The sequence below is a fragment of the Jannaschia sp. L-14R genome (assembly GCF_056857695.1).
Genome location: NZ_JBSXNP010000009.1, coordinates 413,042 through 431,291, shown reverse-complemented (window position 1 = coordinate 431,291; position 18,250 = coordinate 413,042). Strand labels below are relative to the sequence as shown.

Here is an 18,250-nt window from a genome sequence, read left to right as displayed (position 1 = left end):
AAAGATGAGCTACCTTGAATATAAAGTCGCCCGTGTGCCGTCAGGTCTGAGCAAGGTGCTCGCTCTGAATTGGGGTCTTGTGCTTCTGGTGACGGCAGTAGCGTCGATCGGGTTCATTGTTCTCTACTCGGTGGGCGGTGGCAGCTGGTACTGGGCCGAGCCGCAGATGCAGCGGTTCGCTCTGGGTCTTGTAGTGATGTTCGCGGCCGCCATGATTCCGATCTGGTTTTGGCGCAATGTTTCGGCTGCGATGTATGGCGGAGCCCTGGTTCTTCTTCTGGCGGTGGATTTTGTGGGTGCCTCGGGAGGCGGTGCACAAAGATGGATCGACATCGGTTTCATGCGACTGCAGCCGTCCGAGTTGATGAAGATCACGCTCGTTCTCATGCTGGCGGCCTATTACGACTGGTTGCCGGTCACCAAGGTCAATCGCCCGCAATGGGTAATTCTGCCTGTGCTGATCATTCTTTTGCCGACTATGCTGGTACTGAAACAACCCGATCTGGGCACCGCGATCCTGTTGCTGATGGGCGGCGCCATGATGATGTTTCTGGCAGGGGTTCACTGGGCATATTTCGCCACGGTCTTCGCGGCAGCGGCGGGGCTGGTTACGGCGGTGATCAAATCACGGGGTACGACGTGGCAGATGATCGAGAATTATCAGTATCGTCGCATCGATACCTTTCTGGACCCGGACACTGACCCGCTGGGGGCGGGCTACAATATAACCCAGTCCAAGATTGCGCTGGGCTCGGGGGGCTGGACCGGCAAGGGATTCATGCAGGGCACGCAGGCGCGCCTGGACTTCCTGCCTGAAAAGCAGACAGATTTCATTTTCACTATTCTTGCCGAAGAGTTCGGTCTGGTGGGGGGTGCATCCCTTCTGGCGCTGTACATGCTTATCATCATATTCTGCATCGTATCGGCCCTGCGCATGAAGGATCGGTTCTCAGCCTTGGCAACGCTGGGTGTTGCGGCGACGTTCTTCCTGTTCTTTGCGGTCAATATGTCGATGGTCATGGGTATGGCCCCGGTTGTCGGTGTGCCGCTTCCGCTGGTCAGCTATGGCGGGTCGGCGATGCTTGTTTTGATGCTGGCGTTCGGGATCGTGCAATCCGCTCATGTGCACAGGCCCCGTGCGCAGGGCGAAGGACAGTTGTTCAAGCGATAGGGGTGGGCGGCGTCTCAGCCGTCGGACCAGACGGCCATCTCCGTTCCGCCGGGTTCACGGAACTGAAACCTGCGACCGCCGGGAAAATCGAAGATTTCCTTCGTGATCTCGGCACCGGCATCACGAATTCGCGCCAGTGCGTCGTCCAGATTATCGGTCCGCAGCACGATAAGCGGTGCACGCTGGCCCCCCCGCTCGATCCCACCGCCGGTTCCGGCATTCTGAATATCGCGATAGCCTGGACCATAGTCCACGAAGCTCCACCCGAATGCGGCGGCGAAGAAGGATTGCGTATCTTCCAAAGCCGGAGAGGTGAATTCTACATAGTCGATCTTCATGACATGTATCCTTGTGTTGGGTCGCAAGAGAATGCTGTGTTCGGGCTGAAACTTGCAACTGTTCCCGGAACGCAAAAGGCCGCCCCGAAGGGCGGCCTGATCCATTGTCATGAACTGTACGTTACTCGCGGTTGCCCATGAACTGCAGCAGGAACATGAACATGTTGATGAAGTCGAGGTAGAGGTTCAGCGCGCCCATGATGGCGGCTTTGCCCAACCACTCCTGATCGCTTTGTGCGGCGTGAGCGATGTACTCGGTCTTGATCTTCTGCGTATCGTAGGCCGTCAGACCCGCAAAGATCAGCACACCGATCGCCGAGATCGCCATGCCGAGCGGACCCGACTGGATGAACAGGTTGACGACCATCGCCACGATCAGGCCGATTACGCCCATGATCAGGAACGTGCCCATCGCGGACAGATCCTTCTTGGTCGTGTAGCCATAGAGCGACAGACCCGCGAAGGCGATCGACGTCACAAGAAACGTCTGCATGATCGATACGCCTGTGAAGACGATGAAGATCGAACTGAGCGACACGCCCATGGTGGCGGCGAAAGCGTAGAACACCAGTTGCGAGGTTGCGGCTGACATCCGGTTGATCATGGCTGAAAAGCCGAAGACGAAGGCCAGCGGTGCGAACATCACAACCCAGCGAAGGGCCGAGAAATACAGCGTTTCGCCCAGCGATGTCACCATGACCCCATTGGGCATCTGTGCGACAGCCTGCGTCGGATCGGTCGTGGTCGCGAGGCCGGACAGCGCCCAGGCTGCAGCGAATGTGATGAGCATGCCCACGGACATCGTGCCGTAGACCTTGTTCATGTGGGCGCGAAGGCCCTGATCAATTTCTGCGGCGCGGGCGCCGGAAACGGTACCGGTCCGCAGAGCGTCGAATTGTGCCATCTGGTTCCTCCATAGGGATGAGAACATGGGTGGGCCGGTGCGGCTTCCCTCGGGTGGAATATCGGGGTTGGCTGAAGACAATTCAAGCGGGCATTATGGCAGTTTCGCGGCTTTTCGATTGTTATTACCTATCGAAGGCTACTGTTTTGTCTATAGATGTCATCGCAGGCACATTCCAGATTGTGATGTGTGCCATGAAACCAATCTATTTCCGTTATTTGGGCCAACTTGTTAGAAAACCCGCGGAAGGAAAACCAGATGGCCCGAAATCTAGATCTTACCGCACTACGTGCTTTCGCCACCGTCGCCGCGACCGGAGGCGTAACACGGTCCGCCGTGCTTTTGCATCTGACGCAATCGGCTGTGTCGATGCAGATCAAACGATTGGAGGAGGCGCTGGATACCCGCCTGCTGGACAGGGCGGGTCGCGGCGTACGCTTGACGCCCGAAGGGGAAAAGGTGCTGGCCTATGCCCGGCGCATGCTCTCGTTGAATGACGAGTTGCTTGATCGGATGCGCGATGCTGTGCCCGAGGGCGAAATTCGTCTGGGCGTGCCGCACGATATCGTGCCACGTTGCATTCCAGCGGTCCTGCGGGCGTTTGCGGCAGAGTACCCGCGTGTACGGATCACCTTGATTTCCAGCGTCACCACCACTTTGCACGAGATGTTCGCAGAAGGCGGCTGCGATGTCATCCTGACTACCGAAGCTGCCCCCGGTCCGGGCGGCGAGGAATTGGTGCGATTGCCGATGATCTGGGTCGGTGCCGAAGAGGGCATCGCCTGGACACAGCGCCCACTGCGTCTGGCTTTCGAGACCGCCTGCGTGTTTCGGACCCGTGCGCAGGCCGCTCTGGATGCCGCGGACATTTCATGGGAGGTGGCGATTACTGCCGAATCCAGCCGCGCGATTGACGCTTCCGTCAGCGCCGATCTGGCCTGTCACGTCGTGATCGACGGTTTCGATACGCCGGAAATGTTGCCCGTTCCACATGGTGGGAACCTGCCTGAAATCGGCGAAGTTGGTATTTCCCTCTACTCCGCGCCGGCCCCGCTTGACCCTGCCCGTGCGCGCCTGACCGAGATCATCGGTGACGTCTATGGCACGCTTCGCCCGTCGCATCGCAAACCGGTTCTGACCGCAGTATCGGCCAGTCACTAAGGCCCTGCCGCATCGGTTCACAGCCGGAGCTGGACTGTGGCTGCAGGTGCCGTGGCCAATAAGGGTTCCTGCGGGCACCTGTGAGACAGGAGGTGAGACTGCGCTTGTCCTCCATGAGCAAACCTGACTCGGATCGAGCAGGTGTGATCTTGCGCTCAGAAACGAACCGCGATAACTGAGTCTACTGATGCGGGCGTTGTGTAGTGGTAAGACCTTAGCCTTCCAAGCTAATGACGCGGGTTCGATTCCCGCCGCCCGCTCCACCCCCCGACCAGGTCCATGAACTTGCGCCGCCCCCATGTCGCGCTTAGGTCAGCGTCAATACAGCCGGAGAACCGCATGGCCGATATCGCGAAGGTAGCCGATCGCACGGGGTCGAAGCGGATTGGCAGCCTGCGATCCTTGATTCCGTTCTTCAGGCCGCATCTGGTCATGGTGTTCGCCGCGATGACCGCGCTCGTACTGACTGCCTTTGTGTCTCTGGTTCTGCCGCTGGCGGTGCGCCGCGTGGTCGACGGGTTCCAGACGGGTGAAACCCAGCTTCTGGACCAATACTTCGGTGCCGCCCTGATCGTTGCAGGACTTTTGGCCTTGGGCACCGGACTGCGATATTATCTGGTCACGCGCCTGGGCGAACGGGTCGTGGCCGACATCCGCAAGGCGGTTTTCGCCCGGATGATCCGCATGTCTCCCAGCTTTTATGACAATATACTGACGGGCGAGGTTCTGTCGCGCATCACTACGGACACAACCCTGCTGCTATCGGTGATTGGGTCGTCGGTCAGCATAGCCTTGCGCAACGTCCTGATCTTTGGCGGCGGGTTGGCTCTCATGCTCTGGACTGCGCCCAAATTATCGGGGTTGGTGTTGTTATTGGTACCGGCGGTGATCGTGCCGATCATCGTGCTTGGGCGGAAGCTGCGGACGCTCAGCCGTGAAAATCAGGATTGGATCGCTGAATCCTCAGGCCGGGCGTCCGAGTGGCTGTTATCGGCGCAAACCGTGCAGGCCTATACTTACGAGGGGCAAGCGTCTGATCGGTTTGACGACGTGACCGAAAAGTCCTTCCTGTCGGCACGCACCCGCATCAAGGTTCGCGCCATAATGACGGTGATCGTGATTGCGTTGATTTTCGCCGGCGTCGTTGGCGTGTTGTGGATCGGGGCGCGGGATGTACGAGCCGAAATCATGTCGATCGGTGAGCTGATCCAGTTCCTGATCTACGCCATCATGGTCGCCGGATCGGTGGCGGCCCTGTCAGAAATCTGGGGTGAATTGCAGCGCGCGGCGGGCGCGACCGAACGTCTGGTCGAACTGCTGGAAGTGGAAGACGATGTGCGCGACCCGGCGCAGCCCGTCATGTCGCCGCGCGCCGATGCCGTGGCTTTCGAGTGTGTGACGTTCCGCTATCCCACGCGACCGGAAACAAAGGCGCTGCACGACGTGGATCTGGTGGTGAACCCCGGCGAGACGGTTGCGCTCGTCGGGCCGTCGGGGGCAGGAAAATCCACCGTTATCCAGTTGATTCAGCGGTTCTATGACCCCGATCAAGGGCGCGTGACACTGGGTGGTGTCGACCTGAGGGATATGGATCGCGATGCCTTCCGTGCCAATCTGGCCTTGGTGCCGCAGGACCCGGTGATCTTCGCCGCATCGGCCCGCGAAAACATCCGCTTCGGCAGCCCCGAAGCCACCGATGCACAGGTCGAGGAGGCGGCGAAATCTGCCGCCGCACACGATTTCCTGTCTGCGCTGCCGCAGGGCTACGATACCTATGTCGGCGAACGCGGCGTGATGCTGTCGGGCGGGCAGAAGCAACGCATCGCGATCGCCCGTGCCATTCTCAGAAATGCCCCTGTCCTGCTGCTGGACGAAGCGACAAGTGCACTTGACGCCGAATCCGAGCGCGCGGTGCAGGATGCTGTGGCCAAGCTGGCGCAGAACCGCACCACCATTATCGTCGCGCACCGGCTGGCCACCGTGAAACAGGCAGACCGTATTGTCGTCATGGAAAACGGGCGCATCGCCGCGCAGGGCACGCATGACGAACTGGTGGCGCAGGGCGGGCTATATTCACGCCTGGCGCGACTGCAGTTCACCGACGGACTGGCGGCGGAATAGGCGCAGCTGGGCTGCTGACCTGGAAGCGAACCGACGGGCCCTTCTGATCCAGACCTTAACTGTGTCACTGACTGATGATCCTGACAAATTTGGAAGGGAGTGAAAGCCGTCTCGCCGTAGCGTCTCACTTGCACCAACGCGCCCTGTCCCCCATCCTGCGCGGCACGAACCGGGGAGGGAGCCTCGGCTGACCGGGAGGGGACGACCACATGGCATCTTTCGCCAACAAGCAGGATATTCTGGACATCGAGGCGGCAGAGCCGTGGGAGTCTGCGCAGCCCGCGCAGACTCTGTATCAGCTTCTGTCGCAGACCGCGGCCAAGCATGGTGATCGCGCGGCCATCAGCTATCAATTGCTGTCCGGTCCGACCGACCCGGCCGAAACGCTGACGTGGTCACAGTTCCATGGTCAGGTCACTCAGGCCGCGAACCTGTTCCGTTCGCTCGGCGTGTCCGAGACCGATAGCGTTGCATATGTCCTGCCCAATTGCACCGAAACCGCGACTGCCCTTCTGGGTGCGACCGTGGCCGGCATCGCCAACCCGATCAACCCGTTGTTGGAAGCACAGCAGATCGGTGCCATCCTGCGGGAGACAGAGGCCAAGATCGTCGTCACCCTGCGCGCCTTCCCCAAGACCGACGTAGCGCAGAAGGTAGCTGAAGCCGTCGCGCTGGCTCCGAACGTCAATACGGTGATCGAGGTCGATCTGCACCGCTATCTGACCGGCGTCAAAAAACTGATCGTGCCGCTGATCCGGCCCAAGGTCGAGGTCAAGCACAAGGCGCGCGTCCTGAACTGGACCGCAGAAATGGCCAAGCAGCCCAAGGATCGTCTGACTTTTGCCGACAGTGCCGGAGACCGCGTTGCCGCGTACTTCCACACTGGTGGCACCACGGGCATGCCGAAGGTCGTGCAGCACAAGTATTCCGGCATGATCTACAATGGCTGGATCGGCCATCGCCTGCTGTTTTCGGAACAGGACGTGGTGATCTGCCCGCTGCCGCTGTTTCACGTTTTCGCTTGCCACGTCATTCTGATGGCGATGGTCGCATCGGGCGCACATGTCGTCTTCCCGACGCCGCAGGGCTATCGCGGTGAAGGTGTTTTCGACAACATGTGGAAGCTGATCGAACGCTGGAAGGTCACGTTCCTGATTACCGTGCCGACGGCCATGTCGGCGATGATGCAGCGCCCAGTCGATGCCGATATCTCCTCGATCAAGACGGCGTTCTGCGGATCGTCCCCGCTGCCGGTCGAGTTGTTCCGTCGTTTTGAAAAGACGACTAACGTCAAGGTGGTCGAAGGCTACGGATTGAGCGAGGCGACCTGTCTGGTCAGTTGCAACCCGATCGACGGCGAGAAGAAAATCGGCTCGGTCGGCATTCCGTTCATGTACACGGACGTCAAGATTTTGACGACAGATGGCAATGGCGTAAAGGAATGTCCGACGGATACCGTGGGGGAAATCTGCGTTGCGTCTCCCGGTGTCTGGGCCGGTCATACCTACACCGAGGCAACTAAGAACACCGACCTGTTCCACTACGGCACGCATTTGCGAACCGGTGATCTGGGGCGGGTGGATGAGGACGGTTATCTCTGGATCACGGGGCGCGCCAAGGACCTTATCATTCGTGGCGGTCACAATATCGACCCCGCCGAAATCGAGGAGGCGCTGGCCGGGCATGAAGCGGTCGGCATGGCCGGGGCCATCGGTCAGCCCGATGCCTTCGCGGGCGAATTGCCCTGCGCCTATGTTGAATTGGTCGCCGGGGCCAAATGCACGCCGGACGATCTGATTGCCTGGTGCAAGGAACACGTCCATGAACGCGCGGCACTTCCGAAATATATCGAAATCCTGGACGAGTTGCCCAAGACTGCCGTGGGCAAGGTGTTCAAGCCGGACCTGCGCAAAAAGGCCATCACGCGCGTCTATGATGCTGCGCTGGCAGATGCCGGTATTGCCGCCAGGGTGCAGTCCGTGTTCGAAGATAAGAAACGCGGCCTTGTCGCCAAGCTGGAAAAGACCGGAGAAGTCGAGCAGCGGGACGTCATTGCCGTCATGGGCAATTACACTCGCCCGTGGGAATGGGCCTAGCGTTCGGCCGTTCATCTGACGTTCTGGGAGCGCAGCCTCCCGCTACGGCAGTTGCCATGCTTCGGTAAAAAATGCCCGCTTTCGCAGCCATCCCAGGTCGTCACGCCGCAATGGCGCGGCGTGATAATCAGTTTGCCAGTTTACGGTTCAGTCCAACGCCACGAGATCCGTGGCGGAGGTGCGGCCATCGCGACCGTCCCGCAACTCGAACTGTATTTTCTGATTGTCCCGCAAGCCCGTCAGACCGGCCTGTTCGACTGCGGAAATATGGACGAAAATGTCCTTTCCACCGTCATCGGGCGCGATGAAGCCGAAGCCTTTGGTAGCATTGAACCATTTCACGGTGCCAACGGCCATTCCCGTGTCTCCTTCGTGTCGTCCGTCCGCAATATCGCGACGGTATGGTGACCGGAGCACAAAGCGAGAAGGTGCTCGCGGAGACCTCCGGACACAATCCTGAGCTAAAGGTTGCGTTGAAAACGTCAAGGGGAGAGGGCAAAACGTGCGCCTGAAAATGGGAGACTCGCCGATGATCGTCCTGCACGGGCTGAAAGCCTGCGATACCTGCCGTAAAGCGCTTAAACTCTTGTCGCTTCAGGGGCATGATGTCCGGCTGCGCGATCTGCGAGACGATCCGGTGACACGCGCCGAGGTCGCGGACTGGCATGACGCACTGGGTGACACGATGCTGAATACACGGTCGATGACATGGCGCGGACTGCCAGAAGAGGTCCGTGCAGGTGATTTCGTGACACTGATGGTGGCGCACCCGGCATTGATCAAACGTCCAGTAGTGGACACCGACACAACGCTTCACCTGGGATGGACACAGGCAACGCGCGCCGCCCTCGGACTGACAGATTGAGATTGGCCAGGATCAGACGCGGGGCATCCGCAAAACAATATTGCGTCCGCGCTTCTGATAGCTCAGCTCGCTTTCGCCGATGGCCGTGACGCGGCCCCGGTCCAGCCTGTCGCCGACCTTGACCTTTACATATCGGCCATTCGACATCCGGACCAGGGCGCGCCGATCTGTCGGGCGTCCATAGATGCCGATCAGGTTGATTTCGCGCAGGTGAATGGCGTTGGACTGTGTGGCCGCGCGGGCCACACTGCCGCCTGCCGACCGGATGGTCTGGCGAGTGCTGCTGGCCTGAGCTGCAGGCGCCCTGCTGGTCGCCTGAGGAGCAGCAGTCGCGCTACTTGTGGAGGCGGAAGCGACAGTAGCCTGTTCGCGGCGCTGCGTGACAATCTGCGCGGCCTCGCGCTCGACCGAACGGGGGCGCGTGCGGGGCCGGTTCGACTCCGCAAGCGCCAGGCGGGATGTCGGAGCGGCGGACGATCGATTGGCCAGCGATGCGGCGGCAGCGGCGGCGGCGGCCTGAACGGCAGCATTCTGTTCGTCGGACGCGGCAACGGCGGCCGCGGCTTCGGAGGCGGCGCGGGCAGTAGCCGCAGCCTGCGTTTCAGTTTGCGCGACCGAGGCTGCGATGATCGACGCAGGCCGCTGGCGGGGCTGGACACGGGTCAGCTCCGCCTGGGTCATGCCATTGAACAACACGCGTTCCACCCGTTCTTCAGCGTCGTTCGGGCGCTGGGTGGGACGGGTGCGCAACAGGATGGCCCGCTGGGCCTCATCTTCGGCGGATCGGGTCGCGACCTGTGCCGCGCTTGTCTGGGGCCGGGGTACAGGAAAGACCTGCGGTCGCCCGGACACCACGGTATAGCCGCCGGGCGCAAGCGTGCCCTTGGCGCTGGCCACGACAAGCCCGTTAGTGGCTGTCGGAAACTCGGTCCCGGCAGGCGCGGGCACGGTCTGCGGCGAAAATGTATCGGCGGGCGGCGCAGATTGCGGCAGGGCGACTGCATCGCCCACGCGGACGGCCGGGTCGATCGATGCGACGTATATATCTTCCGGGTCTTGTGCCTGCGGTGCATCCGGCAGGGCCGTCACCGCGTCGAAGGCACCGGGTATTTCGAACGCGCCATCCGCGCCTGCGACGTCGGTTTGGTTTTCGGACAGTCCGGCATCGTCGGAGGCGTCTGCGGACTCCACTTCGTCCATTTCCTCGGGTGATGCACCGGGAATCGGCAAAGGCGCTGTGACCAGATCGGGCACCGGAGAGGCAACGCTGCCCTCCGCACTTCGGGTGGTATTACTGCTGTCCGGCAAGAGCAATGCGACGTCTGTGTCGGGCGGCCGTTCGGACGATGCCTCGGGTGCGACATCCGGGATCACAGTTGCGGTTTCGTCGGTGTCAAGTGCGGGCATGGCATTCGGGATCAGCGTAGCCGATGCGGAATCTTCAAGCTTCGTCAACGCGTCGTCCGCAACCTCGGGAACTGCATCGCCGGGTTGGAAGAGCACCGACCATGCAGCGATCAACGCCATGATGCCAAGCAGGACCAGCGTCAGGACAAGGCCCATTCCGAGGCCCGGCTTGCCCGCAGGTTGCGCGGCATTCTCGCGCGCGAGTCCCGGCAGTGTCATGGCGACAGTCTCGTCCGTGGAGGCTGACGCGGACGGGGCCGAGCGGGGTGACTTGGGCTGTCGGCGCAAACGGTCCACAAGCGCATTCCGCGCCTTTGGGCGGGGTTGATCGTAGGATGTTGACGCCTTGGCCGGAGATGTCGGCTGCGGCGGCGCAGAGGTTGACGTATCGCCGGTCGCCGACGTCAGATCGTCGTCGCCTTTATCGGCAGACAGGAAACTTGCGGCAGATACATTGGCTGGTTTCGATTGGTCCGCTGCGTCGGCCAAGGTATTCCTGTCGGTCACGGCGGTCGGGCCACTCAGGCGCGGAGTTATGCGCGCCAGATGTGGCTTCTTTGACTGTTCGGCCGCACTCAGTGGTTTGCGTTGAGTGCTGAACGTTGGGCCTTTCGTGGGGGGCCTGCGCTGGTCTTCCGGGGCACGGGCAAAAACATACATGTTATCCAGACTATCCGACACTTTCCCGGCAGGTGCAGGCTCTTCTGAACCTGGCTTATCGGAGACGCTCTCGGTCGATACCTCCGGTGAAGACGGCGCGGATGCCGCCGCCGGAGTGACAAGCGTGGGCGGGGTCACGTCTGCCGGTTTCGCCTCCGGGAGGGTCGGCACTTCGGGAGTCACATCGGGTTCCGGCAGTACCGCGGCAGTATCCTGAGGTCCCTGATCGCTTAAATCAGGTGCGCTGCCGATCGGCGGCGGCGGAACCGCGCGGACAGACGGCACAGGTTCGGCACGGGCGCGCGGCGGCGCGACCGGTGCGGACGAGGGCAAGGGCGCGGATGGCGGAAACGTCGGAGCCGCGACTTTTGGCGGAACCGGGTCTTCTGCAGACGGTTTCGATCGATCATCCGCGTCGGACGCTTTGACGGCGGCGAGGGTTTCGCCGAAGGTTTCGGCCTCAGACTCTTCAGGTACGTCCGGGGCCGGGACCACGGTGATTTCGTCACCCAGATCAAGGATCAGCTTTTCGCCGTTCAATATTTCCGCTGCGATACCGGTCGGACCGAAGTCGGGCAAGCCGGGATAGGTGGCATCTTTCGGAGCGCCGATCAGGGCAACCGGGCGGAAGCCGAACTTGGCCGCGAAATTTTCCGCCTCCAGCAGCGTTTCCAGGGCAACCACGGCGACCTGCAGCCGGTCGCCCTTCTGGATAAAATCGAAGGTCAGGTCCTCGACTTCGTAGGGAGTGCGACCGCGCAGAAGGGCACGGATCGTCACCTTCGGGTCACGATCGTCGCGTTCCAGCGACGTGAACAAAAGCTGACTGTCGGGAATGATCAGAACCGAGGTGAAATCCTCGCCTACGCGCGCGGCGCAACGCCTGCGCATCCGGGTCAGCGCGTCGCTCATATCGGGCACATCCAGCCGAACGATGCCCTCGCGCCACCATACCCCCCCTTCGGAACGGGACAGGATGGCGATGCCGTCAAGTGAAAGGTCGAGCGCGATCAATGGGGTCATGCAAAAGGCCTAGCACGGGGATGCGCGCCCTGGCGAGTAGGACGCCGAACAAGAAAGCAGCTTAAGGCAGGATATCGCGCAAGAAAAGCTGACGGAGTTTCCGGGGCGGACAATTGCTGTGTTCCGCCCCGGTCTTCGGTTTGTCAGGCAGACGCCTTGGTCAGCGCCTGATCCAGATCGGCTATCAGGTCATCGGCGTCTTCGATCCCGATGGAAATGCGGACCACGTCCGGACCGGCCCCCGCAGCCGCCTGCTGTTCCGGTGAAAGCTGCCGGTGGGTCGTCGAGGCGGAGTGAATCACCAGGCTGCGCGTGTCGCCAAGGTTGGCGACATGGCTGAAGATCTCCAGGTTGTCGACAAACTTGATGCAGGCGTCATAACCGCCCTTCAGGGCGACGGTGAACAAACCACCTGCGCCCTTGGGGGAAATTTTCTTGGCCAAAGCGTGATATTTGGACGACGGCAGCCCGGCATAGGTGACGTGATCGACCGCCGGGTGCTTTTCCAGCCAGCCAGCCACGGTTTCGGCATTGCGGACATGGCGTTCCATCCGCAGCGAAAGCGTCTCGATCCCGCACAGGGTATAGTGCGCGGCCTGCGGGTTCATCGTCATGCCCAGGTCGCGCAACCCGACCGCGATGCTGTGGAAGGTAAAGGCCAGGTTGCCGAATGTCTCGTGGAATTTCAGACCGTGATAGGCGGGCTCGGCCTCGGACAGGGATGGGAACTTGCCGGTTGCGGACCAGTCGAAGGTGCCGGAATCGACGACGCAGCCGCCGGTAACGGTGCCATTTCCGGTCAGGTATTTCGTGGTTGAATGGACAACCAGCGTTGCCCCGTGTTCGATCGGGCGGATCAGATAGGGGGTCGCCGACGTGTTGTCGATGATCAGCGGAATTTGCGCTGCATCGGCGATATCGGCCACCGCGCGCACGTCCATGATCCAGCCGCCGGGGTTGGCGATCGCCTCGCCGAAGATGGCGCGGGTGCCATCGTCGATGGCATCGCGCACGGCATCCAGATCGTCGAAATCGACAAACTTACAGGACCAGCCGAAGCGTTTGATCGTCTGGCTGAACTGCGTGACCGTGCCGCCGTAGAGACGCGTCGAGGCGACGATGTTGCAACCCGGCTGCATCAGCGGGAACAGCGACATGATCTGCGCGGCATGACCTGAAGAACAGCAGACCGCGCCCGCTCCGCCCTCCAGCGTGGCGATGCGTTCCTGCAGCACCGCGACGGTCGGGTTGGTCAGGCGTGAATAAATGAATCCGACTTCCTGCAGGTTGAACAGCGCTGCGGCATGTTCGGCGTCACGGAACACATAGGCCGTCGTCTGATAGATTGGCGTATTGCGCGCGCCGGTCGCCGGATCGGGGCGCGCCCCTGCATGAATCTGCAGCGTGTCGAAGCCGTATTGGCGGGTTTCTGTCATCTTCGCTCTCCCTTGCCTGGCACTATGGCGCGTGCCCTCTGTCCGCAGTGTGATATGAAGGTCGCAGATGTTTGTCCAATGCCCGCTGTCGCCGTTTTGGGTTTTCGTCTTGGGGTCAGGTGGGGCTACTCTCTCAGCCGAGGCAAAAAACACACAAAAAGGCGGAGACCTTGATGTTGCGTATTTCGAGCAGACCCGGACGTTTGTCCGGTTTTCGCCCATTGGCGATTGCCGTTTCTGCAATCCTGGCATTGTCCAATGCCGCCCCGGCGCAGGAGCTGGCGTTTTCGCTGGGGGTCCGCGAGACGGACGGCAACCGCGATGCGGAACTTTATGTCCGACGAATGGAGGATGAACGCGCCCTTGGGCTAAGCTTGGTCTATGGCGCGGCGATCACCGATGCCGGGGCCGTCTGGGCTGGCGTTGGTCTGGCCGGCCGGATTGAGACATCGAGCGGATGGTTCTTCGGCGGTTCGTTCATGCCTGGCGCCTACAGCCGCGGCGACGGGCCCGATCTGGGCCATACCCTGCAATTTCGCACGGACGTTGAAGCCGGAATTCAGCTGGGCAGCTCCAGCCAGATCAGTATCGGACTCGACCACACATCGAACGGCGGGCTGGGCGATTCCAATCCGGGATCAAATTCCATCTTTCTTAGATATTCCGTAGGCCTGCGCTGAACCATCAGAAACCACAGCGACCAGAGTCCGTCGCACCGGAGGGCACATGGCCTGGATATATCTCGCCCTTGCCGCCGTGTTCGAAGTGGCTTTCGCAGTTTCGATGAAGATGTCAGACGGACTCACCCGGACAGGACCGACTGTGATTACAATTATCAGCGTTATCGTGGGCCTTTGGTTATTGGCCCTGGCGATGCGGGACTTGCCGGTGTCGGTCGCCTATCCCATCTGGACAGCGTTGGGCGCCATCGGCACCATCGTGTTGGGCTGGCTCTGGCTGGGGGAGGCGTTGACGCCACTAAAGGTGGTGTCGGTCGCCCTTATCGTGGCCGGAGTCGCAGGGCTGAAGGTATCCGCCGGCTAGCGGGGTTACTCGGTCAAAGCGGTGCGCAACGCCACCGTTACCAGAAAATTGTCCCGAAACTCCGAAACGGACATCATCCCATTGCCGTCCCGGTCGGCATAGACCCATGCCCGCGCAAGGCCTGTTGCATGTTCGTCCACGTCCAGCGCACCCGAGCGGTCGGCGTCCAGCATGTCGAACACCAGACCCATCGTGGCACCATAGGCTTGGCCACGCCCCCGGAACTCGGCCAGACCGGACAGGCCGTTTTCCCAGCCAATCATCTCGTTGCGCACGACAAGACCGTCTTCATCGACATCCATCGACGTGAAAACCTGTCGCGTCGCGCTGTCCATCTCGATCGGCGAAATTTGCCCGTCGGCATTGAGGTCGATGGAGTAGGCAAACCCGTCGATGGCCGCTTCGCCCATATCGGTGCGCTGCTCGGGTTGTGACAGGACGGGCGGGGCGACCAGCATCAGAATGGTAGACAGCAAAAGGGCGGATCGCATCATGACAGGAGTCCTTGGTTTCAGATGGGAGGTAATATGGAAACTGAACCGATCGGCTCAATACGCATTCATGCACAGATACGCGACCCGTCGCGCACTGCGCCCTGCAACCTTGACCACCCGGCTCTGCGGTGTAGGAAGTGGCGTGCATCGCGCGGAGGATTGTCATGGCCGGATTTCTGAAACGCCTCTTTGGATGGTGGGACGGGCAGAGCTTTGGCACCGCACTCTGGACCCGACGCTTCGGCGAGAAAGTCGGCGAGGACGTGGCGGGCAATGTCTATTATCGCAATGCCGACGACAGCCGCCGCTGGATTCACTATGTCGGCGACAACGATGCAAGCCGCGTGCCGACCGAATGGTATGGTTGGTTACATCACACCTATGCGCTTCCGCCGACCCGTGACCCGATCATCCGCAAGACATGGGAAAAGCCGCATCTGCCCAATCTGACCGGATCGGACGGAGCGTTTTTCCGCAAGGGATCGCTGCGCCGGGCGGATGTCGAACCCGCCACCGACTACGAGGCGTGGAGGCCGGAGTGACGCGCTTTTTCGCCGCCATCATTGGCTGTGCCGCCGCCGCGGTTGTCGTCGCCTCCGTGCCCGCCTCGGCACAGGCAGTGCGCACCGGCACAGGCAACGGCGCGGTCCTGCGAACGCTCGACAAGACCAGCGGCGAAGTCATCGACGTTGAAATGTCGGTTGGCCAGACGATGGCCTATGGTCCGTTGCAGGTGACGTTGGTCGAATGCCGCTTCCCTGCCAACAATCCCACCGGTGATGCCTTCGGCCTGATCCAGATCGTCGATGCGCGTGAAGTGAAGGAACTGTTCGCCGGATGGATGGTGGCTTCGTCACCGGCCCTCAATGCGCTGGAGCACCGGCGTTACGACGTCTGGCTTCTCAGATGCATGACGGCCGGAAACTGAGGCACCGGCCCGGTCAATTTCGCTTTTTTGGACAGGGCATCCTTTAGTCGAATGTGATACTGGCCGCGCGAGATTTCGATTGCGCCCAGGGACGCCAGATGCTCCGTCAGGAACTGCGTATCGAACAGCTTGAATCCATGCGCGTTCAGCAATGTCACCAGATAGGCCAGCGCCACTTTTGAGGCATTGCGCCTGCGCGAGAACATCGACTCGCCGAAGAACGCGGCACCCAGCGTCACACCATAGACCCCGCCCGCCAGTGTATCGCCGTCCCATATCTCAAGCGAATGTGCGAAGCCGGTGTCGTGCAGGGCGGAATAAAGCGCCATGATTTCGGGATTGATCCAAGTTTCTGCCCGGTCGGCGCATCCTGCGACCACACCGTCGAACTCTTCGTTCAGGGTGACGATGAACCGGTTCTGCCGGATGAGCTTTGCCAGGCTGCGTGACAGACGGAACCCATCCAGTGGCATCACCCCGCGCCTTTCGGGGTCAACCCAGAATATATCGGGATCGGCCCGGCTTTCGGCCATCGGGAAAACGCCCGAGGCATAGGCCATCAGAAGGGTTTCGGGCGTGATCGGGGCGGTATCGCGGGGCATGATCCCATTGTCGCGCAGTCGATCCGTGTCGCCAAGACTTTTCAGTCCTCTGGCGCGTCAGCCTTTCCAGCCAAGGTTCTCTTCCAGCCAGCCTTCCAGCCAATGAATCGTATAATCGCCGGACTGTATGTTCGAGTCTTTCAACAGCTCGAAAAACAGCGGGACCGTGGTATCGACCCCATCGACGATCAACTCGCCCAGCGACCGTCGCAGACGAGCCAGTGCTTCGGGCCGGTCGCGGCCATGGACAATAAGCTTGCCGATCAGCGAGTCGTAATAGGGCGGGATGCGATACCCGTCATAAAGCGCCGAATCCATCCGCACGCCCAACCCACCAGGGGCGTGATATTGCGTGATCGTGCCGGGCGAGGGCGCAAAGTTGGGCAGCTTTTCGGCATTAATCCGAACTTCGATGGCATGGCCATTGATCTTCAGATCGTCCTGCTGGAACGACATCGGCAAGCCGGAAGCCACGCGGATCTGTTCGCGCACCAGGTCGACACCGAAGATGGCCTCGGTCACCGGGTGTTCGACCTGAAGGCGGGTATTCATCTCGATGAAATAGAATTCGCCGTTCTCGTACAGGAATTCGATCGTGCCAGCGCCGGCATAGTTGATGCGGGCTACCGCCTCGGCGCAGGTCTTGCCGATCTGCGCGCGCTGCTCGGGTGTAATCGTGGGGCCGGGGGCCTCCTCGAAGACCTTCTGGTGACGGCGTTGCAAAGAACAATCCCGCTCGCCCAGATGAACCGCACGGCCTTTCCCATCGCCGAAGACCTGAACCTCGATATGGCGCGGCGTGGTCAGGTATTTTTCCAGATAAACTTCGTCGTTGCCGAACGCTGCCTTGGATTCGGTGCGTGCGGTGCGGAACGCGGTTTCCATGTCGGCGGCGGTTTTGGCCAGCTTCATGCCGCGCCCACCGCCACCTGCCGTGGCCTTGACGATGACCGGATATCCGATTTCCTCGCCCAGACGCTGCGCGTCCTCCAGCGTGGGCACGCCACCGTCCGAACCCGGCACGCAGGGCACGCCAAGTTTGATCATCGTGTCCTTGGCGGTGATCTTGTCGCCCATGATGCGGATGTGTTCCGCCGTGGGGCCGATGAAGGTGATGTTGTGATCTTCCAGCACCTGCACAAAGGCGGCGTTTTCCGACAGGAATCCGTATCCGGGATGGATCGCTTCGGCGCCGGTGATTTCGCAGGCGGAAATGATCGCCGGTATGCTCAGGTAAGACTGGCTGCCTGGCGCAGGCCCGATGCAAATGGATTCGTCGGCCATTCGGACATGCATTGCATCAGAGTCGGCGGTGGAATGGACAGCGACGGTTGCCACCCCCATCTCGCGCGCGGCGCGTACGATGCGCAGTGCAATCTCGCCCCGGTTGGCGATCAGGATTTTCTTGAACATCGCGCTCAGCCCAGGATCACGAGGGGGGCACCGTATTCAACGGCGGCGCCGTCCTCGACCAGAATGCGTTTGACGGTGCCTGCGCGCGGGCTGGGGATCTGGTTCATGGTCTTCATGGCCTCGATGATCAGCAACGTCTGGCCTTCGTCCACAGTATCGCCGACGGCGATGAAGTTGGCCACGCCCGGCTCGGATGCCAGATAGGCCGTGCCGACCATAGGTGATGTGACCGCGCCGGGGTCTTGCGCCGGGTCTTCCTGCGGGGTGGCAGAACTGGAAGGAGCCAAAGCCGGGGGCGAATGTGGGGCAGAAATCTGCATCGGGGCCTGCGCGGCCGCAACGGGGGCAGAGATCAGTTGCCGCGCGACACGCACGTTCAGCGCGTCGTCTTCACCGTATTCGCGACTGACTTCCAGTTCGCTTAGATCGTTTTCGCGCAGAAGTTCGGCCAGCGCCTTGATAAAGGCGACATCGCTCTCGTGGTTTTTGGTCATTGCCATCTCCGCTGCCTGTTTGCCCGGCATTACCGCGTCCGTGCCGCGAGGGAAAGGACTTCGATGTGATCGCGATGATGGCAGCCCGACCAG

General features: G+C 61.1%; 18 protein-coding genes and 1 tRNA gene. 10 read left to right on the top strand and 9 right to left on the bottom strand.

All coding sequences use genetic code 11. From position 1 onward, the window contains the following. The first annotated feature begins 4 nt into the window (after positions 1 to 4). Positions 5 to 1,171, top strand: coding sequence for a rod shape-determining protein RodA (gene rodA, locus AC13C2_RS06490; protein WP_092764142.1), 1,167 nt, complete (start codon positions 5 to 7; stop codon positions 1,169 to 1,171). Positions 1,172 to 1,185: 14 nt separating this feature from the next. Here the strand turns inward: rodA and AC13C2_RS06485 are convergent, their stop codons facing one another. Both AC13C2_RS06485 and AC13C2_RS06480 read right to left on the bottom strand, forming a co-directional pair. Further along, the gene (locus AC13C2_RS06485) at positions 1,186 to 1,509 is read right to left on the bottom strand and encodes a VOC family protein (RefSeq protein WP_482886273.1); all 324 of its coding nucleotides are present in this window, start codon (positions 1,507 to 1,509) and stop codon (positions 1,186 to 1,188) included. Positions 1,510 to 1,630: 121 nt separating this feature from the next. Beyond that, positions 1,631 to 2,413: a Bax inhibitor-1/YccA family protein gene (locus tag AC13C2_RS06480; protein WP_482886272.1), complete on the bottom strand. Its 783-nt coding sequence runs from the start codon at positions 2,411 to 2,413 to the stop codon at positions 1,631 to 1,633. A gap of 258 nt (positions 2,414 to 2,671) precedes the next feature. Here AC13C2_RS06480 and AC13C2_RS06475 point away from each other — a divergent pair, with 258 nt between their 5' ends. From AC13C2_RS06475 to AC13C2_RS06460, 4 genes are all read left to right on the top strand, one after another. After that, the gene (locus AC13C2_RS06475; RefSeq protein ID WP_092764148.1) at positions 2,672 to 3,574 is read left to right on the top strand and encodes a LysR family transcriptional regulator; all 903 of its coding nucleotides are present in this window, start codon (positions 2,672 to 2,674) and stop codon (positions 3,572 to 3,574) included. Between the two features lie 189 nt (positions 3,575 to 3,763). Continuing rightward, positions 3,764 to 3,837, top strand: a tRNA-Gly gene (locus AC13C2_RS06470). A 76-nt stretch (positions 3,838 to 3,913) separates the two neighbouring features. Continuing rightward, on the top strand, positions 3,914 to 5,695 hold the full coding sequence (locus AC13C2_RS06465) for an ABC transporter transmembrane domain-containing protein (RefSeq protein ID WP_482886271.1): 1,782 nt from the start codon (positions 3,914 to 3,916) through the stop codon (positions 5,693 to 5,695). 209 nt (positions 5,696 to 5,904) lie between these two features. Continuing rightward, a complete protein-coding gene (locus AC13C2_RS06460; protein ID WP_339642879.1) occupies positions 5,905 to 7,791 on the top strand; it encodes an acyl-CoA synthetase in 1,887 nt (628 codons plus the stop codon). A 147-nt stretch (positions 7,792 to 7,938) separates the two neighbouring features. Here AC13C2_RS06460 and AC13C2_RS06455 read toward each other — a convergent pair whose 3' ends face one another. Next, positions 7,939 to 8,148, bottom strand: a complete 210-nt coding sequence (locus tag AC13C2_RS06455) for a cold-shock protein (protein ID WP_092764155.1) — start codon at positions 8,146 to 8,148, stop codon at positions 7,939 to 7,941. Positions 8,149 to 8,320: 172 nt separating this feature from the next. Between AC13C2_RS06455 and AC13C2_RS06450 the strand changes: the two genes are divergently transcribed. Then, a complete protein-coding gene (locus AC13C2_RS06450) occupies positions 8,321 to 8,656 on the top strand; it encodes an arsenate reductase family protein (protein ID WP_342707782.1) in 336 nt (111 codons plus the stop codon). A 12-nt stretch (positions 8,657 to 8,668) separates the two neighbouring features. On the opposite strand, the gene AC13C2_RS06445 is transcribed toward AC13C2_RS06450, so the two are convergent. Next, positions 8,669 to 11,746, bottom strand: a complete 3,078-nt coding sequence (locus AC13C2_RS06445; RefSeq protein WP_482886270.1) for a hypothetical protein — start codon at positions 11,744 to 11,746, stop codon at positions 8,669 to 8,671. A 143-nt stretch (positions 11,747 to 11,889) separates the two neighbouring features. After that, positions 11,890 to 13,182, bottom strand: a complete 1,293-nt coding sequence (locus AC13C2_RS06440; protein WP_482886269.1) for an O-acetylhomoserine aminocarboxypropyltransferase/cysteine synthase family protein — start codon at positions 13,180 to 13,182, stop codon at positions 11,890 to 11,892. Positions 13,183 to 13,355: 173 nt separating this feature from the next. Here AC13C2_RS06440 and AC13C2_RS06435 point away from each other — a divergent pair, with 173 nt between their 5' ends. After that, positions 13,356 to 13,862, top strand: coding sequence for an acyloxyacyl hydrolase (locus tag AC13C2_RS06435; protein WP_482886268.1), 507 nt, complete (start codon positions 13,356 to 13,358; stop codon positions 13,860 to 13,862). 46 nt (positions 13,863 to 13,908) lie between these two features. Next, entirely contained in the window at positions 13,909 to 14,226 is a 318-nt protein-coding gene (locus AC13C2_RS06430; RefSeq protein WP_482886267.1) for a DMT family transporter, read from the top strand. 5 nt (positions 14,227 to 14,231) lie between these two features. Here AC13C2_RS06430 and AC13C2_RS06425 read toward each other — a convergent pair whose 3' ends face one another. Further along, on the bottom strand, positions 14,232 to 14,720 hold the full coding sequence (locus AC13C2_RS06425) for an EF-hand domain-containing protein (RefSeq protein ID WP_482886266.1): 489 nt from the start codon (positions 14,718 to 14,720) through the stop codon (positions 14,232 to 14,234). A gap of 164 nt (positions 14,721 to 14,884) precedes the next feature. Here AC13C2_RS06425 and AC13C2_RS06420 point away from each other — a divergent pair, with 164 nt between their 5' ends. Together AC13C2_RS06420 and AC13C2_RS06415 are read left to right on the top strand one after the other, a co-directional pair. Next, positions 14,885 to 15,262 (top strand): NADH:ubiquinone oxidoreductase subunit NDUFA12, encoded by a 378-nt coding sequence (locus AC13C2_RS06420; protein ID WP_092764167.1) that lies wholly within the window; start codon positions 14,885 to 14,887, stop codon positions 15,260 to 15,262. After that, on the top strand, positions 15,259 to 15,648 hold the full coding sequence (locus AC13C2_RS06415) for a DUF2155 domain-containing protein (protein WP_482886265.1): 390 nt from the start codon (positions 15,259 to 15,261) through the stop codon (positions 15,646 to 15,648). The genes AC13C2_RS06420 and AC13C2_RS06415 overlap by 4 nt, the downstream gene beginning before the upstream one ends. Here the strand turns inward: AC13C2_RS06415 and aat are convergent. The 3 genes from aat to accB are packed head-to-tail and all read right to left on the bottom strand — an operon-like array spanning position 15,606 to position 18,157. Continuing rightward, positions 15,606 to 16,250 carry a leucyl/phenylalanyl-tRNA--protein transferase gene (aat, locus tag AC13C2_RS06410; RefSeq protein ID WP_474520717.1) on the bottom strand — a complete coding sequence of 215 codons (645 nt, stop codon included), beginning with the start codon at positions 16,248 to 16,250 and terminating at the stop codon, positions 15,606 to 15,608. The two genes, AC13C2_RS06415 and aat, sit on opposite strands and share 43 nt — an antisense overlap. A gap of 57 nt (positions 16,251 to 16,307) precedes the next feature. Then, complete coding sequence (accC, locus tag AC13C2_RS06405) at positions 16,308 to 17,663, bottom strand: acetyl-CoA carboxylase biotin carboxylase subunit (protein WP_092764169.1); 1,356 nt, start codon at positions 17,661 to 17,663, stop codon at positions 16,308 to 16,310. Positions 17,664 to 17,668: 5 nt separating this feature from the next. Beyond that, positions 17,669 to 18,157: an acetyl-CoA carboxylase biotin carboxyl carrier protein gene (gene accB, locus AC13C2_RS06400; protein WP_092764330.1), complete on the bottom strand. Its 489-nt coding sequence runs from the start codon at positions 18,155 to 18,157 to the stop codon at positions 17,669 to 17,671. Positions 18,158 to 18,250 lie beyond the last annotated feature (93 nt).

What these genes read in the sequence shown, in the direction of transcription:
- AC13C2_RS06460 (WP_339642879.1), top strand. Translation starts at nt 5,905, where the DNA reads ATGGCATCTTTCGCCAACAAGCAGGATATTCTGGACATCGAGGCGGCA.
- AC13C2_RS06485 (WP_482886273.1), bottom strand. Translation starts at nt 1,509, where the DNA reads ATGAAGATCGACTATGTAGAATTCACCTCTCCGGCTTTGGAAGATACG.
- AC13C2_RS06435 (WP_482886268.1), top strand. Translation starts at nt 13,356, where the DNA reads ATGTTGCGTATTTCGAGCAGACCCGGACGTTTGTCCGGTTTTCGCCCA.
- AC13C2_RS06475 (WP_092764148.1), top strand. Translation starts at nt 2,672, where the DNA reads ATGGCCCGAAATCTAGATCTTACCGCACTACGTGCTTTCGCCACCGTC.
- AC13C2_RS06450 (WP_342707782.1), top strand. Translation starts at nt 8,321, where the DNA reads ATGATCGTCCTGCACGGGCTGAAAGCCTGCGATACCTGCCGTAAAGCG.
- aat (WP_474520717.1), bottom strand. Translation starts at nt 16,250, where the DNA reads ATGCCCCGCGATACCGCCCCGATCACGCCCGAAACCCTTCTGATGGCC.
- AC13C2_RS06420 (WP_092764167.1), top strand. Translation starts at nt 14,885, where the DNA reads ATGGCCGGATTTCTGAAACGCCTCTTTGGATGGTGGGACGGGCAGAGC.
- accB (WP_092764330.1), bottom strand. Translation starts at nt 18,157, where the DNA reads ATGACCAAAAACCACGAGAGCGATGTCGCCTTTATCAAGGCGCTGGCC.
- AC13C2_RS06425 (WP_482886266.1), bottom strand. Translation starts at nt 14,720, where the DNA reads ATGATGCGATCCGCCCTTTTGCTGTCTACCATTCTGATGCTGGTCGCC.
- rodA (WP_092764142.1), top strand. Translation starts at nt 5, where the DNA reads ATGAGCTACCTTGAATATAAAGTCGCCCGTGTGCCGTCAGGTCTGAGC.
- AC13C2_RS06440 (WP_482886269.1), bottom strand. Translation starts at nt 13,182, where the DNA reads ATGACAGAAACCCGCCAATACGGCTTCGACACGCTGCAGATTCATGCA.
- AC13C2_RS06465 (WP_482886271.1), top strand. Translation starts at nt 3,914, where the DNA reads ATGGCCGATATCGCGAAGGTAGCCGATCGCACGGGGTCGAAGCGGATT.
- AC13C2_RS06430 (WP_482886267.1), top strand. Translation starts at nt 13,909, where the DNA reads ATGGCCTGGATATATCTCGCCCTTGCCGCCGTGTTCGAAGTGGCTTTC.
- accC (WP_092764169.1), bottom strand. Translation starts at nt 17,663, where the DNA reads ATGTTCAAGAAAATCCTGATCGCCAACCGGGGCGAGATTGCACTGCGC.
- AC13C2_RS06455 (WP_092764155.1), bottom strand. Translation starts at nt 8,148, where the DNA reads ATGGCCGTTGGCACCGTGAAATGGTTCAATGCTACCAAAGGCTTCGGC.
- AC13C2_RS06445 (WP_482886270.1), bottom strand. Translation starts at nt 11,746, where the DNA reads ATGACCCCATTGATCGCGCTCGACCTTTCACTTGACGGCATCGCCATC.
- AC13C2_RS06480 (WP_482886272.1), bottom strand. Translation starts at nt 2,413, where the DNA reads ATGGCACAATTCGACGCTCTGCGGACCGGTACCGTTTCCGGCGCCCGC.